The following is a 14,558-nucleotide window of genomic DNA, read 5'->3' on the forward strand; positions in this document are numbered from 1 at the left end:
GGACGGCACTGCGGGAGGGGCGACCGTGCAGGTACGGACCGTGGGCGGGGAGGGCGTGCGCGCGTACGCCGACGGGATCGGGCGGGTCTACGCGGAGGTCTTCACGGCCCCGCCCTGGAACGAGGACCCCGCGGCGGCCGGGCAGTACACCGAGCGGCTCGCCACCGACGCGGAGCGGCCCGGGTTCACCGCCGGGCTCGCCCTCGGCGCGGACGGGACCGTCACCGGCTTCGCCACCGCCTGGACCACCCCCGCACCCTTCCCCGCCGACCGCAGCTACGGACACGTCGCCCGCGCGCTCGGCCCCGGCCGGGTGCGGGAGTGGCTGAGCGGGGCCCTGGAGGTCGACGAACTGGCCGTCGCCCCGGCGGCGCGCGGCACCGGTACGGGGGCCGCGCTGCTGGCGGCGGTCACCCGGGAGGCGCCGGACGGCCGGTGCTGGCTGCTCACCTCCGTGCACGCCGCGTCCACGGTGCGCTTCTACCGGCGCGCGGGCTGGCATCAGCTCCCGGCACCGGTCCCCGGCAAGGCGGGACTCGCCGTGTTCCTGGGCCCCCGTCACCCGGCCGGGGCCGGTCTCCCCCGTTGACGCTCCACCCCACCCGGACGCGTGAATCGATTCAAGCGCGAGGAAGATAGTGGGCCGACCCGAAGACTGTCAAGGGTGACCGCCCGATCCCCCCATCCCCGTCACGCTCGCCCCGGCGTTCGAGGAACTTCTCGCCACCACCCCATTGACTGTGCCTGCAATCCCCGTTTAGCTTCCGAGCAACCTCATTGAAACCTTTCACGGACGAGTGACGCGACACGGTCCCACCGCTGAGGAGCTCACATGAACCAGTCCTCCCCGGGTCCGGACCCGGACTCGGGCCCGGACCCGGACTCGGGCCGGGGCCCGGCCCCGGTCCTGGCCCTCCAGGGGGTGAGCAAGTCCTTCGGCGCCGTGCGGGCCTTGCGGGACGTCTCCCTGCGGCTGTTCCCCGGCGAGGCCCACGCGCTCGCGGGCGAGAACGGCGCGGGCAAGTCGACCCTCATCAAGGCCCTGGCCGGGGTGCACCGCCCGGACAGCGGTGAGGTGCGCCTCGACGGCGATCCGGTCGTCTTCCACGGGCCCGCGGACGCCCGGGACGCGGGGATCGCCGTCATCTACCAGGAGCCGACGCTCTTCCCCGATCTGTCGATCGCCGAGAACATCTTCATGGGCCGTCAGCCCCGGCGCGGCGGGGGCCGCATCGACCACCGGGCCGTGCGCGCGACCACCGCCGGGCTGATGCGCAGACTGGGCGTCGACCTGGCGCCGGACCGCCCCGCCCGCGGCCTGTCGATCGCCGACCAGCAGATCGTCGAGATCGCCAAGGCGCTCTCCTTCGACGCCCGCGTGCTGATCATGGACGAGCCGACCGCCGCCCTGACGGGGAGTGAGACGGCCCGGCTGTTCTCCGTCGTCCGGGCGCTCCGCGCCGAGGGCGCGGCGGTGCTCTTCGTCTCGCACCGCCTCGACGAGATCTTCGAGCTGTGCCAGCGCGTCACGACCCTGCGGGACGGCCGGTGGGTCTCCTCCGAGCCGCTGGAGGGCCTCACCGAGGACGACCTGGTGCGCAGGATGGTCGGCCGCGACCTCGACGGCCTCTATCCGAAGCAGGACGCCGAGGTCGGCGACGTGGCCCTGTCCGTCCACCGGCTGACGCGCGAAGGGGTCTTCCACGACGTGTCGTTCGACGTGCGCCGCGGCGAGATCGTCGCGCTGGCGGGCCTGGTCGGCGCCGGGCGCACCGAGGTCGCCCAGGCGGTCTTCGGGGTCGACCGGCCCGACGCGGGCGAGGTGAAGGTGGCCGGCGCGGTGCTGCGGCCCGGGTCGCCCACCGCCGCGATGGCGGCCGGACTGGCCCTCGTGCCTGAGGACCGCCGGCAGCGCGGTCTGGTCATGGAGATGTCGATCGAACGGAACATCGGGCTCACCGGTCTGGGCAGTATCCGCCGGCGCGGGCTGATCAGCCGGGCGCTGGAGCACGACCGGGCCGCCGACTGGGCGGTGCGCCTCCAGCTCAAGTACAACCGGCTGGCCGACTCCGTGGGCGTGCTCTCCGGCGGCAACCAGCAGAAGGTCGTCCTGGCCAAGTGGCTGGCGACCGGCCCCTCCGTGCTGATCGTCGACGAGCCGACGCGGGGGATCGACGTCGGCACGAAGGCCGAGGTGCACCGGCTGCTGTCGGCGCTGGCGGCGGACGGCCTCGCGGTCCTGATGATCTCCTCCGACCTGCCGGAGGTCCTCGGCATGGCGGACCGGGTCCTCGTGATGCACGAGGGGCGGCTCGCCGCCGAGATCCCGCGTGCCGAGGCCACCGAGGAGTCGGTCATGGCCGCGGCCACCGGACGTACGGAAAGGAGCGCGGCATGACCGCGACCGTCGGCACTCCCCCGGACACGGACGCCGTCCGGGCTCCGGAGCGGAGCGCCTCCTCGCTCGTGGACGCGGTCTTCCGGGCCCGCGAGATCTCCATCGCGGGGGCGCTGGTCCTGCTGGTGCTCGGCACGTGGCTCGCCAACCCGCGCTTCCTGTCCGACCAGGGCATCAAGGACCTGCTGCTCAACGCGTCGATCCTGGTGCTCCTGGCGGTCGGCCAGTCAGCCGTCGTCGTCACCCGCAACATCGACCTGTCGGTGGGCTCCGTCGTCGGCCTCTCGGCCTTCGCCTGCGGGAAGTTCGTCGCCGGGACCGACCACGGCGTGCTGACCGTGATGCTGCTCGGTGTCGCCATCGGGGTGGTCTGCGGTCTGGTCTCCGGGGCCCTGGTCAGCTTCGGCAAGGTGCCGGCCCTCGTCGTGACCCTGGGCATGCTCTACATCATCCAGGGCGTCGACTACTGGTGGGCGCGGGGCGAGCAGATCAGCGCGGCGGACGTGCCGGGAGCGGTCCTGGGCCTGGGCAGCGGCAGCGTGCTCGGGGTGCCGTACCTGCCGCTGATCGCCGTCGCGCTGCTCGCGGCGACCGCGTACTACCTGCGGAGCTACCGCTCGGGGCGCGAGCTCTACGCGATCGGGTCGAGCCCCGAGGCGGCCCGCCTCGCCGGGATCCCGATCCGCCGCCGGGTGCTCGCCGCCTACGCCTTCTCCGGGGCCGTCGCGGGCTTCGCCGGGGCCCTGTGGCTGGCCCGCTTCGGGACCGTCGTCGCGGACAACGCGCACGGCTGGGAACTGACCGTCGTCAGCGCCGTCGTCGTCGGCGGGGTCGCCATCACCGGCGGCACCGGGACCGTCTGGGGCGCCGCGCTGGGCGCCCTGCTGCTCACCACCATCGGCAGCGCACTGGTCGTGCTGAAGGTGGACGCCTTCTGGCAGGGCGCGATCACCGGTGCGCTCCTCCTGCTGGCCATCAGCGTCGACCGGGTCGTGAACCTGCGGGTGACCGCCGCACTGAGGAAGAGGAGCGCCCGCCATGTCCACGGCGCCTGACACACAGAAGGCTCCCGCCTCACGCGTACGCGGCCCGGGGCTGCGCTGGGACACCGCGGTCGGTGTGCTGCTGGTCGCGGTCCTCGTCGTCGGCCTCGCCGGCACGGAGGGCTTCGGCTCGCGGGAGAACCTTGCGTTCGCCTTCAACGACATCGCCGAAGTCGCCCTCATCGCCCTGCCGATGACCCTGCTGGTCGTCGCCGGGCAGGTCGATCTGTCGGTCGCCTCCATGCTCGGACTGGGCAGTGCGCTGACCGGCGCGCTCTGGGAGGCGGGCTGGGCCTTCGAGACGATCGTGCCGGTGGTGCTGCTGGTCGGCGTCGCCGGAGGTCTCCTCAACGGCTGGCTGGTCACCCGGGTGGGGCTGCCGTCGCTGGCCGTCACGATCGGCACGCTGGCGCTGTACCGGGGCCTGGCCTCGGTGGCGCTGGGCAGCGACGCGGTGACCGACTTCCCGCAGGCGTACGCCGACTGGGCCGTCGACACCACGACCGTCCCCGGCACCTTCCTGACCTACCCGGTGCTTCTCTTCGTCGTGCTGGCCGCCGTCACCGCGGTCGTCCTGCACGCCACCGGCCTGGGCCGCTCGCTCTTCGCGATCGGCTCCCAGGAGGAGGCCGCCTACTTCTCCGGCGTCCGGGTCAAGCGGATCAAGCTGCTGCTCTTCGTCGTGACCGGGCTGTTCTCCGCCTTCGCGGGTGTGGTCTTCACCCTCCGGTACGGAAGCGCCCGCGCCGACAACGGACTGGGCTTCGAGATGCTCGTGATCGCGTCCGTGCTGCTCGGCGGCGTCGACTTCGACGGCGGGAAGGGCACGCTCTTCGGCGCGGTCGCCGGGGTCCTGCTGATCGGTGTCCTGAAGAACCTGCTCACGCTCAACGACGTCGCCGGCGAGGTCCAGGTCATCGTGACCGGCCTGCTGCTCGTGGCCTCCGTCCTCACCCCGCGGGTCGTCGCCGGCGTCGTCGAACGACGGCACCGGCGGGCCGCGCGTACGCCGTGATCCCCTCCTCCTCGTCGAAAGGCACCACGCCGCCATGATGCTCCGCAACGCCGTCGGGCGCCGCGCCGTCGCGACCGCCGCCACCGCCGTCTGCCTCGCCCTCTCCCTCACCGCCTGCTCCGGCACGACGAAGGACAGCGCGGGCGAGAGCGGTGCCAAGGCCACGGGCTCCGCGAAGGCCGACCCGGACGCGCCGTTGAAGAAGGGCCTGAAGCTCGCCTTCCTGCCCAAGCAGATCAACAACCCCTACGAGAAGATCCTCGACGAGGCGGGGATCGCCGCGGCGAAGGAGTACGGCGGCACGGGCAAGGAGGTCGGCCCGTCCGACGCCAACGCCTCCTCCCAGGTCAGCTACATCAACACGCTGATCCAGCAGCGCCAGGACGCGATCCTGATCGCGGCCAACGACCCGAACGCGGTGTGCGGCCCGCTGAAGCAGGCGATGAAGAAGGACATCAAGGTCGTCGCCTACGACTCCGACACGGCGAAGGACTGCCGCCAGCTCTTCATCAACCAGGCCGGCTCCGAGCAGATCGGCCGCAGCCTGGTCCAGCACCTCGCCGAGCAGATCGGCCACAAGGGCAAGATCGCGATCCTGTCCGCCACCCAGAACGCGACGAACCAGAACACCTGGATCGAGTACATGAAGGAGGAGCTGAAGCTCCCCGCGTACAAGGACATGGAGCTGGTGAAGGTCGCGTACGGCGACGACGCGGACCAGAAGTCGTTCCAGCAGACGCAGGGCCTTCTGCAGGCCTACCCGGACCTCAAGGGCATCATCTCGCCCACCACGGTCGGCATCGCCGCCGCGGCCCGCTATCTGGGCGACTCCTCGTACAAGGGCAAGGTCGTCCTCAACGGGCTGGGCACACCGAACCAGATGCGGGCCTACGTCAAGAACGGCACGGTCGAGCAGTTCTCCCTCTGGAACCCGGAGGAGCTGGGGTACCTCGCCTCGTACGCGGCCGCCGCGCTGGCGTCGGGGCAGATCACCGGCGCGGAGGGCGAGACGTTCACGGCGGGCGAGCTCGGCGAGTACACGGTCGGCAAGGACGGCGAGGTCATCCTGGGCGAACCGACGGTGTTCGACGCGAAGAACATCGACCGGTTCGACTTCTGAGCGGGGCGGATCCGTGCAACGCGTCTGTTTTCTGCTGAAGGTGCGCGAGGGGCGTGCCGACGAGTACCGTGCGCGCCACGCGGCGGTGTGGCCGGACATGCTCGACGCGCTGTCGGCCTCCGGCTGGCGCAACTACTCGCTCTTCCTGCGGGAGGACGGTCTGCTCGTCGGCTATCTGGAGACGGAGGACTTCGACGCGGCCCGCGAGGCCATGGCCGCGACCGAGGTCAACGAGCGGTGGCAGCGCGAGATGGCGGAGTTCTTCGAGCAGCCGGAGGCGCCCGACGAGGCGATGGTCCCGCTGACCGAGGTCTTCCACCTCGCCTGAGGGATACGGCCCTCAGGGGAATCTCCGCAGGCGAAACCGGGTTACCCACCATCACAGCGGGGTGCGCCGAGGGCCACCGCGGGGAGGAAGCGGGAGCCGATGAGTCTGCGCCAATTCGAGTACGCCCTGGCCGTCGCCGAGGAGGGCTCGGTGACGGCGGCGGCGGAGCTGCTGCATGTCGCCCAGCCGTCGGTGTCCCAGCAGATCCGCGGCCTGGAGCGGGACCTCGGCGTGACGCTGTTCGCCCGCACGCCCACCGGGCTGGTGCCCACCGCGGTCGGTCGCTCGTTCCTGCGGGACGCCGAGGTCGCCGTGCGGGCGGCGCGACGGGCGAAGGCGACGGCGCGGGCCGGTGCCGACGAGCTGGAGGGCGAGCTGGTGGTCGCGGCGCAGATGGGGCTGGGCACGCGGCAGCTGCCGGGCGCGCTGCGCGCGCTGCGCCGCCGTTTCCCGCGGCTGGAGATCACCGTGTTCGAGGAGGCGAACCCCGTCGAGCTGGAGCGGCTGGCGCGCCGGGGAGCGGTGGACCTCGGACTGATCGGCGGACCGTGCGGGGAGGGCCTGTACAGGGGCCACCACCTGGGCGACGAGGAGTTCGTCGTGGTGCTGGGTCCCGAGCACGCACAGCTCGCCGAGGACCGGGTCGAGCTGCGCGCCGTGGCGCGGGAGCCGTGGATCAGGTTCGACCAGGGCAGCGCGCTCGACGGCGTACTGCGGGACGTGCTGCGGGACAACGAGCTGGCCCCGACCACGGTCGCCCGCGTCTCCCAGACGGCGACGGCCGTGCGCTGGGCCTCGAACGGCCTGGGGGTGACCCTCGTCCCGGCCTCCGCGGTGCCTCCCGGGTTCGAGCACCTCACGCGTCCCGTCCTTCCCGCCGTTTCGATACCCACGGTCGCCGCGATCCGGCCCGACGCGGGCCCGGCCGAGACGGCCCTGCTCGAATTCCTGCGTCAGGAGACCTGGCACTCCGCCGGCTTCCCGGGAGACGGGTCGGACCCCGCTCACAGCTGGGTCACGCCTCCGTCCACCACGAGCTCGGTCCCTGTGGTGTAAGTGGCGTCGAAGGCCAGGAACGCCACCGCTCCGGCGACCTCTTCCGGGGTCCCGAAACGTCGCATCGGGTTCTCCGCGACCCGTTGCGCCTTGAACTGATCGGCGGCTTCCTTGCCCATCGCGTTCTCCAGGGACCCCGTGTCGATGGGGCCGGGGCTGATCGCGTTGACGCGGATCCCCCGCGGGAGGAGCTCGCGGGAGAGACTGCGGGCCATCGAGCGCAGCGCCGCCTTGCCGGCGGCGTAGACGCTGGTCTCCTGCATGCCCATGACGTTGGCGACCGAGGTGGTGAGGACGACACCGGCGCCCGTGTTCAGCAGCGGTGCGAGCTTCTGGACGGTGAAGAAGGCGCCCTTGACGTTGATCGCGAAGGATTCGTCGTACATCTCCTCGGTCGTCGACTCGAAGGGCATGGCGCTGGTGATGCCGGCGTTGACGAACAGGGCGTCCAGCGTGCCGAGTTCGTCTCGTACACGGGCCGCCAGGGCGTCCAGGTCGGGCAGTGAGGACACGTCGCTCCGGACGGCCGTCGCGTTCCTGCCGAGGCGTTTTGTCGCGGCGTCGAGTGTGGCCCGGGAACGGCCGGTGATCACCACGCGGGCTCCGGCGTCCACCAACAGCTTCGCCGTCGCGAAGCCGATGCCGCTCCCGCCGCCCGTGATCACGACGTTCTTACCGCTGTACTTTTCATTCATTTCCGGTCCCTCGCTCCTTGCTCTCTTCGCCGAATTCCTCCTTCGATTTCACCGGCGTCACCCCACGGGGAATTCACCGCCGTCCACGGTCAGATTCCGTCCGGTCAGCCAGCTCGCCCGGTCCGACACGAGGAACAGCACCGCGTCGGCGATGTCCTCGGGCCGGCCCTCGCGACCCAGCGGAGGGGCCGTGTCGTCCTGGCCCGGCCCCTCGTGGATGCTCGCCCACAACTCCCGCGTCGCCTCGCCGCCGGGGGTGGCGGTCCTGCCGGGGGACACCGCGTTGACCCGGACCCCGAACGGGGCCGCTTCCAGGGCCAGTCCCCGGCTGTAGTTCTCCAGCGCCGCCTTCGCCGCCGTGTAGTGCAGGAACGGCGGTGCCGAGGTGGGGACGGCGGCGGAGGAGACGTGTACGACCGCGCCCGAACGCCGCTCACGCATCCCGGGGACCAGCAGCGCGTCCAGCCTCACCGATGCCAGGTAGTTCAGGTCGAGCTGGTCCTGCCACTCCTCGTCCGGGATGGCCAGGGCACTGGTGAACGGCCGTGCTCCACCGGCGTTGTGGACCAGGACGTCCACCCCGCCGAGCGTCTCCCGCGCGGCCTCGGCGACCGCCTCCGCTCCGGCCCGTGTCCGCACATCGGCCTCCACGAAGGCGGCGCCTTCCGGCACCGTGCCCGTCTTCGACCTGGCGGTGGTGAGCACCTCGGCACCGGCGTCCAGGAGCCGGCGCACGATCGCCGCTCCGATTCCGCGCGAACCGCCCGTGACCACGGCCCGCTTTCCCGCGAGCTCACGCGTTCCCGCGTTCTCCATTGCTGCGGCCATGTCGCCGTTCCTTTCGATTGCGTATTCGTCCACTCGACGAATGAAGGGGCGAAGTGCATGGAGTGCGATTCTTCGAATCGATCGCGGTGCGCGCCTCGCCGACCTGTTTCACGCTACGTCCGGAAAACAATGAAAGGCAAAGAGGAAATACCAGCAGGCGACATAGGGAACTCCTATGGCATCCCGGTGGGCCCGTCGCCGGGCAGGGCCGCGGGACCGGGCATGACCGCGACCGGGAAGGCAGACAGGAAGCCGGCCTGAAGACGGTCACGATCACGGCGGCCGTCAGCGGTACGGAGGACGTGGCGCCCATGGCGGTGCGAAGGACCGGGCTCGCGCGGCGACTTCCGCACACCGTGCGAGCCCGTACGGTTCCTTCGGCCGGGCTCGTCCTCCCCCGGTGTTCCGGGGCTCAGGACACGATGTCCTTACGGCTGAACCCCCGGAAGGCCAGGGCGAACAGGATCAGGGCATACGTCACCGAGACCGCCGCGCCCTTCACCATCCCGCTCCACTCCAGGTCCGGCTGGAGCGCGTCGGCCCAGGCGAACTGCCAGTGCGCGGGCAGGAATTCGCGCCAGGAGCCGAGTGCGGTCACGGCGTCCAGGACGTTGCCGACGATGGTGAGCCCGACGGCACCGCCGACCGCGCCGAGCGGTGCGTCGGTCCTGGTCGACAGCCAGAACGCCAGCCCGGCCGTCACGAGTTGGGAGACGAAGACGAACACGACCACCAGGGCCAGGCGCGGCACGGTGTCGGCCGTGGCGAGCGCCCCGCCGGTGGGCAGCCTCAGCGGCCCCCAGCCGTACGCGGCCACGCCCACCGCCAGGGCGACGAGCGGCAGCAGCACCATCGCGGCCAGGCTGAAGCCGAGCGCGACGACCAGCTTGCTCCACAGCAGCCGGGCCCGGGGCACGGGTGCCGCCAGCAGGTAGCGCAGCGAGGACCAGCTCGCCTCTGAGGCGACGGTGTCCCCGCAGAACAGTGCCACCGGCACCACCAGCAGGAAGCCGGCGGAGACGAACAGGTTGACGGCGGCGAAGTTGGCGGCGGAGTCGGTGGCGACGTCCATGAGGTTGATGCGCGAGCCGCCTCGGCCGCCCCCTTCGCCCCCGGGTGTGCCGCCGATCGCGAAGGCGATGACCAGCACGAACGGCAGGGCGGCCAGCACCCCGCCCATGAGCAGGGTGCGGCGCCTGCGCAGCTGCCGCATCGCCTCGACGCGCAGCGGCAGGGTGCGGCGGGCCTGGTAGCCGGGGGCTTCGGCGAGGCTCTGCAGCTCGGTGGCGGGGCTCATGCGGAACCTCCGGAGATGAGGGTGAGGAAGGCGTCCTCCAGGCGGCGGTGCGGTCCGACGCCGGTCACCGGCACGTCGAGCCGGACGAGTTCGGCGACGAGGCCGGGGACGGTCGCCCCGTCGAGCCGGACGAGCAGCCCGCGCCGGTCGTCGGTGCGGACGGCGGAGCCGACTCCGGGCAGCACGGCGACCTTCTCCGCGAGCGGTTCGGACACCTCCCCGGCGGTGGTCACCAGGATCATGTCGCCGGAACCCGTGATCTCGGCGACGGGCCCGGCCTGGACGAGCCGGCCCCGGTCCATGACGACGAGGTGGGTGCAGGACTGTTCGACCTCGGAGAGCAGGTGGCTGGAGACGATCACGGTGCGGCCGCCGGCCGCGTACCGGATCATCACGTCCCGCATCTCCCGGATCTGGGGCGGGTCGAGGCCGTTGGTCGGTTCGTCGAGGATGAGCAGGTCCGGCATGCCGAGCATGGCCTGGGCGATGGCCAGCCTCTGGCGCATCCCCTGGGAGTAGGTGCGCACGGCACGGGCCAGGGCGTCGCCGAGCCCGGCGATCTCCAGGGCCTCGTCCAGGCGCGCGTCCTCGGCGGGCCGCCCGGTGGCCTGCCAGTACAGCTCCAGGTTGGCGCGGCCGGACAGGTGCGGCAGGAAGCCCGCGCCTTCGACGAAGGACCCGACCCGGGACAGCACGGGCGCCCCGGGGCGGATGGCGTGCCCAAAGACCCGGATCTCACCGGCATCGGGGGCGATGAGCCCCATCAGCATCCGCAGGGTGGTGGTCTTGCCTGCCCCGTTCGGCCCGAGCAGGCCCAGGACCTGCCCCTTCTCGACCTGGAAGCCGAGGTCGCGGACGGCGTACCGGTCGGTGGACCCGGAGTACTTCTTGGACAGGCCGGTGATCCGCAGCGGCACCTCGGCGAGGTCCGGGTCGGGCGCGGGGACCGTGGAGCGCCTGCGCGTGGTGAGCAGCAGGACGGCGGCGACGAGCAGCCCGGCGGCCGGGAGTCCCCAGGTCCACCACGGCATCGAGGCCGCGGCGGTCTTCACCGCGGGCGCGGTGGGGACGGTGAGCGGCCCGTCGAGGGTGACGGTGTACGTGGCGGGCTCGGCCGGTGACGCGTAGCCGAGGTCGGTCGCGGACAGCACGAGGCGGAGCCGGTGCCCGGCATCGAGCTCGTGGTCGACGGCGGGCAGCGTCAGCTCGACGGGCCTGCCCTGCTGTCCCGGCGTGATCCGGTGCGGGGTGACGAGCTGGGACGGCAGGACCTGCTGCTTGCCGTCCGGGGAGACGTCGTACACCTTGCCGAAGAGGACCGCGTCGCCCTGGTCGGCCTTGACGGTCACCCGGACGGTGGGCGAGCCGGTGACGCGGACGGCCTTGCCCAGCGGGGCGGAGTCGAAGCGTGCGAACTGCCCGGGGAAGTCGAGGGAGAGCCCGACGCCGAGCGAGGACAGCTGGGAGAGTCCGCCGCCGATGCCCGGCAGGGCGGAGACGGAGGGCGGGTTGGCCCCGGCGGGGTTACGGAACGTCTGCGTCCGCCGCCCTTCGAGCGCGACCTCCTTCCCGCCGCTCGTCAGCCCGGGGTATGTGGGCCCGTCCGCACCGCGCTTGAGGGCCGCCCCGTCGGTGGAGTCGACGCCCCCGGTGCGGGTGACCCGGAAGGCGGGCCCGGTGTCGGCGCCCTTGTCGTCCTTCAGGTAGCGGTCGAACCACTGGCCGATCCGGTGCTGGACGCGGTCGCTCTCGGCGTCGCCGCCGTCGTGGCCGCCGGCGATCCAGTCGACGGCGACGGGGGCTCCGTTGCCGCGGATGGCCTTCGCCATGGCGTCGGCCTGGTCGAGCGGGAAGAGGGAGTCGCTCTGGCCCTGGACGATCAGCGCGGGGACGTCGATGCGGTCGGCCACGGCGACGGGGGAACGTTCCGTCAGCAGCGTCCGCGCGGCCGCGTCCGGCTTCCCGTTGACCGCGACCCGCTCGTACATCTCGCAGAGCCGCTTCTCGAACTTCTGGCAGCCGCCGCCGGTCGTGACGAAGATCCCGGCCCAGAGCTTCTTGAACACCCCGTCGGGGAACAGGGCGTCGGCGAGGTTCCAGTAGGTGATCATCGGTGCGACGGCGTCGACCCGTTGGTCGTACCCGGCGGCCAGCAGGGACACGGCCCCGCCGTACGAGGCACCGGTGACGCCGACGCGCGGATCACCCTCGGCGTCGAGCCGCACCTCGGGCCGGGTGGCCAGCCAGTCGATGAGCCCGGAGACGTCCTTGACCTCTGCTTCCGGCGAGTTGAGGGTGATCTCCCCGGTGGTTTTCCCGAACCCGCGCGCGGACCAGGTCAGGACGGCGTACCCGTCGGCGGCCAGCTTCTCCGCCTGGGCCCGCACGTCGTTCTTGCTGCCGCCGAAGCCGTGGCCGATGAGCACGGCGGGCCTGGGCCGCGAGCCACCGGCCGTGAAGTACGAGGTGTCGACGGACACCCCGTTCATCCGCATCATCCGGTCCTCGCGGTGCACGGTCGGCGCGCTGTCGTCGGCCACGGCGGTCCAGGTACCGGCGCCCGCGAGCAGGACGAGCACGGCGACGAGCGCGGCCCACCTGCCCCGGGTGCGGGGCAGCCGGGGGCGCCACCGGGAAGTCGGAATCTCCATGCTCCGACCCTAAGGGCTGTCCCACGGGGTGCCGGAGTGCCCCGGGGGGAGGTTGCGGACCTCCCTGAGGGGTACCGATCGTCCACCCCGTACTCCGCACGCGGTACACCGCCGACCCGAAGGGCCCGCCGATGCGCATCCGTCGCGCCACCACCACCGAGGAACTCCTCGCGGCCGGCGATCTGTTCGACAGCCCGCCGCGCGAGGAGTGGGCGGCCCGGTTCCTCACCGCGGCCGGCCACCTGCTGCTCCTCGCGTACGTGGACGACCGCCCGGCCGGGTTCGTGTCGGGCATCGAGATGCTCCACCCGGACAAGGGGACGGAGATGTGCCTGTACGAACTGTCGGTGGCCCCCGCCTACCGCCGCCGGGGCGTCGGCCGGGCGCTGACCGCGGCGCTGGCTTCCGAGGCGCGGGAGCGCGGCTGTTACGGGATGTGGGTCGGCGTGGAACGGGACAACCGGGCGGCGGTGGCGACGTACGGCTCGACGGGGGCACAGGACGAAGGGGTGTTCGCCATGCTGGGCTGGGAGTTCGGCGACGGGGAGCCGGAGGGCGGGGCGTAATCCGCTCGCACGGGCCGCGCGGAGCCTGGCAGGGTACGCGCATGGACCGCATCGACGGCACGGACGGCATCGCCCACCCGGACCCGGGCCCCACCGAGGCGCTGCTCATCGGCGGCCGGGCGGGCGTCGGCAAGACGACGGTGGGCTGGGAGATCTCCGACCGGCTCCGCGAGGCGGGCGTCGCACACGCGGTCATCGAGGGCGACTACCTGGGCCAGGTCCACCCGGCTCCACCCGGCGACCCGCGCCGCTCGGCGGTCACGGAAGCCAACCTGACGGCGGTGTGGGGCACGTACGCGGCGCTGGGCTACCGCCGCCTCGTCTACTCGAACACGGTGAGCGTCCTGCCGGACTCGGCCGTGATGTTCGAGCGGGCCCTCGGCCCCGGCGTACGGATCATCCGCGTCCTGCTCACCGCCTCCGACACCACGACCCTGACCCGTCTCACGGCCCGCGAAATCGGCTCCGCGCTGGACCGCGAAGTCGCGGGCAGCGCCCGCAAGGCCCGCCTCCTGGACGCACAGTCCCCACCGGACACGGTGAGGATCCCCACGGACGGCCGCACGGTGGGCGACATCGCGGCGGAGGTGCTGGGGGCTGCGGGGTGGGTGGGGCCCGGCGGGGGCGAAGACGGAGCCCGGTGAGACCGGAGCAGGACAGCCCCACCGGGCTCGTCCCCCGCCGTGCGGGGAGCAGGTGGTACCGGCGGTGTCCTCGTTCTCACCGGGAGAACCATCCCCGCATGCGCGGGGAGCAGACTCCGTGACCAAGGGTTTTATCGGCGCGGTCGGTCGTTCTTGAGCACTTTCGTCGACTCCGGAATGTCACGCGAAACGCCCCACATGGCACACCTCCCCTACGCCGAGAGGCCCAGCCCAGCCAACTCCTCGCAGCCCCACACCGGTTGTGCGGCGCACTCAGCCGTCAGACGGAACCGGTAGCGGTCGAGGTGCGGGCAGGTGCAGTGGCGTCTCCGTCGGCAGGAGGCTCGCGGCCCGGTCCCGGTCCCCCGCCCTGACCAGTGCGTGCACGTCGCGCGCCAGCGGCGTCACATCGCGGATCGACACGGTCCACTCGTCCGCGTACCTCCGCGCCGCCTCGCCCGACAGCCCGAGCTGGAGCGAGCGGTACGGCAGCGGGTTCAGGTTCAGGTCCCGCTCGGGGTCCCACTGGACCCGGGCGGGGGCGGACCGCAGGGCCTGCTTCCAGGCGGCCTCGTCCGGGTGGACACCGCGTACGTAGTGGGACAGCTCCGCGTTCGCCAACGCCCAGGCCAGGCCGGCCCGTTCGACCTCGACGGCAAGGACGACCTCCTGCCCTTCCTTCGCGCCCCACCCGCAGCGGTACATCATCCACAGGAAGCTGGGCTTTACCCACGTCATCCGGTCCCGCTTCCACGCTGCCGGGAACCGCCCGTCACGGGCGGCCGGCAGCCCGATCGCGGGCCGGTACGCCTGGTACACGGTGACCGTCGCGGCGGTGTGCTGGGCGCGGATCTCGTAACGGGGCGGGGTGGCCTGGACGTTCATGCGTCTCAGGATGGGCGAGGCCACCGCGTCCC

The 14,558-nt window shown here is 72.3% G+C and carries 14 protein-coding genes; 9 read left to right on the plus strand and 5 right to left on the minus strand.

Annotated features, from left to right (window positions below; translation table 11 throughout):
• The first annotated feature begins 25 nt into the window (after positions 1–25).
• The 7 genes from SACTE_RS10595 (at position 26) to SACTE_RS10625 (ending at position 6,960) form a co-directional block, all read left to right on the plus strand.
• Complete coding sequence (locus tag SACTE_RS10595) at positions 26–589, plus strand: GNAT family N-acetyltransferase (protein ID WP_014046026.1); 564 nt, start codon at positions 26–28, stop codon at positions 587–589.
• 243 nt (positions 590–832) lie between these two features.
• Entirely contained in the window at positions 833–2,398 is a 1,566-nt protein-coding gene (locus tag SACTE_RS10600) for a sugar ABC transporter ATP-binding protein (protein WP_014046027.1), read from the plus strand.
• On the plus strand, positions 2,395–3,453 hold the full coding sequence (locus SACTE_RS10605) for an ABC transporter permease (RefSeq protein WP_014046028.1): 1,059 nt from the start codon (positions 2,395–2,397) through the stop codon (positions 3,451–3,453). The genes SACTE_RS10600 and SACTE_RS10605 overlap by 4 nt, the downstream gene beginning before the upstream one ends.
• Entirely contained in the window at positions 3,437–4,456 is a 1,020-nt protein-coding gene (locus tag SACTE_RS10610) for an ABC transporter permease (RefSeq protein ID WP_014046029.1), read from the plus strand. The genes SACTE_RS10605 and SACTE_RS10610 overlap by 17 nt, the downstream gene beginning before the upstream one ends.
• 34 nt (positions 4,457–4,490) lie before the next feature.
• Complete coding sequence (rhaS, locus tag SACTE_RS10615; protein ID WP_014046030.1) at positions 4,491–5,576, plus strand: rhamnose ABC transporter substrate-binding protein; 1,086 nt, start codon at positions 4,491–4,493, stop codon at positions 5,574–5,576.
• 13 nt (positions 5,577–5,589) lie between these two features.
• The gene (locus SACTE_RS10620; protein WP_014046031.1) at positions 5,590–5,904 is read left to right on the plus strand and encodes an L-rhamnose mutarotase; all 315 of its coding nucleotides are present in this window, start codon (positions 5,590–5,592) and stop codon (positions 5,902–5,904) included.
• Positions 5,905–6,003: 99 nt separating this feature from the next.
• Positions 6,004–6,960 (plus strand): LysR family transcriptional regulator, encoded by a 957-nt coding sequence (locus SACTE_RS10625; RefSeq protein WP_014046032.1) that lies wholly within the window; start codon positions 6,004–6,006, stop codon positions 6,958–6,960.
• Here SACTE_RS10625 and SACTE_RS10630 read toward each other — a convergent pair.
• The 4 genes from SACTE_RS10630 to SACTE_RS10645 all read right to left on the minus strand — a co-directional run bounded on the left by SACTE_RS10630 (position 6,909) and on the right by SACTE_RS10645 (position 12,431).
• Positions 6,909–7,655, minus strand: coding sequence for an SDR family oxidoreductase (locus SACTE_RS10630; protein WP_014046033.1), 747 nt, complete (start codon positions 7,653–7,655; stop codon positions 6,909–6,911). The genes SACTE_RS10625 and SACTE_RS10630 overlap by 52 nt on opposite strands.
• 57 nt (positions 7,656–7,712) lie before the next feature.
• Positions 7,713–8,483 carry an oxidoreductase gene (locus SACTE_RS10635; RefSeq protein ID WP_014046034.1) on the minus strand — a complete coding sequence of 257 codons (771 nt, stop codon included), beginning with the start codon at positions 8,481–8,483 and terminating at the stop codon, positions 7,713–7,715.
• Positions 8,484–8,895: 412 nt separating this feature from the next.
• Positions 8,896–9,780 (minus strand): ABC transporter permease, encoded by an 885-nt coding sequence (locus SACTE_RS10640; protein WP_014046035.1) that lies wholly within the window; start codon positions 9,778–9,780, stop codon positions 8,896–8,898.
• Positions 9,777–12,431 carry an alpha/beta fold hydrolase gene (locus SACTE_RS10645; protein ID WP_014046036.1) on the minus strand — a complete coding sequence of 885 codons (2,655 nt, stop codon included), beginning with the start codon at positions 12,429–12,431 and terminating at the stop codon, positions 9,777–9,779. Before SACTE_RS10645 ends, SACTE_RS10640 begins: the two co-directional genes overlap by 4 nt.
• Before the next feature lie 131 nt (positions 12,432–12,562).
• Between SACTE_RS10645 and SACTE_RS10650 the strand changes: the two genes are divergently transcribed.
• Positions 12,563–12,997, plus strand: coding sequence for a GNAT family N-acetyltransferase (locus SACTE_RS10650; protein ID WP_014046037.1), 435 nt, complete (start codon positions 12,563–12,565; stop codon positions 12,995–12,997).
• A gap of 41 nt (positions 12,998–13,038) precedes the next feature.
• Positions 13,039–13,641, plus strand: a complete 603-nt coding sequence (locus SACTE_RS10655) for a hypothetical protein (RefSeq protein WP_014046038.1) — start codon at positions 13,039–13,041, stop codon at positions 13,639–13,641.
• 273 nt (positions 13,642–13,914) lie between these two features.
• Here SACTE_RS10655 and SACTE_RS10660 read toward each other — a convergent pair whose 3' ends face one another.
• On the minus strand, positions 13,915–14,526 hold the full coding sequence (locus SACTE_RS10660) for a DUF4291 domain-containing protein (protein WP_026359234.1): 612 nt from the start codon (positions 14,524–14,526) through the stop codon (positions 13,915–13,917).
• Positions 14,527–14,558 lie beyond the last annotated feature (32 nt).

It is taken from the genome of Streptomyces sp. SirexAA-E (genome assembly GCF_000177195.2).
Classification (GTDB): domain Bacteria; phylum Actinomycetota; class Actinomycetes; order Streptomycetales; family Streptomycetaceae; genus Streptomyces; species Streptomyces flavovirens.